The 683-nt window shown below is 53.4% G+C and carries 1 protein-coding gene; it reads right to left on the bottom strand.

Translation table 11 applies throughout. The features are described 5' to 3' along the window. Positions 1-77 precede the first annotated feature (77 nt). Positions 78-683, bottom strand: coding sequence for a hypothetical protein (locus AC1DWG_RS30395; RefSeq protein WP_477788768.1), 606 nt, complete (start codon positions 681-683; stop codon positions 78-80).

Genomic DNA, 683 nt, shown 5'->3' with positions numbered 1-683 from the left:
TATCCTCAAGTGAGACTTTATTAACAGTTAAAGCGGGATTCATTGGCTAGCGCTGAACKTCCTTGTTCAACCTGGAATTACCAGCCAGCCAGGGCGGCGTTTCCTGGAGTCCTGGTGCCTTGCTCCATGTGCGCTTCGGTGTCTCTGTTTTTGGCCCAGGCAGTGAGCAATACCATCATCCCGAACCCAGCGACGATGAGCACCGGATAGGCTGCCAGCAACTCCACCAGSGAGTACTTCCAGGCCAGCGGACGACCAACGCCCAGCATGGCGGCATAGAACCACGACACGCCAGAGAACGCCCCCGAGAACAGCGCCAGCATGCGCAGGCTGAAGGAGAGTTTCAGTAACGAWCCGGCTTTTTTCAGCGCCGGCAATACAGCGCGATGCAACACGAAGCCGTTAACGGTCAACAGCACAACGATGCCGATTTTGGCTTGCAATTTTGGATTGAGGAAATACTCCATCCCCTTGCCGGCATAATCGATCCCGACAATACCAATGCCTGTAATCCAGAGCGCGACAAGTGCAAGCGATACGGTTTTTTGAAGACTGTCCATGTGCGCGTCATCATGGTGACCTGATGCATCGCCCTTCAGGAGTTGCTTGACCATTGCAATGTCACTGGTCAAAACCAGCCCGATTGCCACGCAGCAGGCGATAAGATGAAAATATACATACAA

The sequence above is a fragment of the Pseudomonas sp. P4_B3 genome (assembly GCF_056402295.1).
Note: the sequence above shows the minus strand (reverse complement) of the source record. Positions and strands in the feature narration are given on the sequence as shown.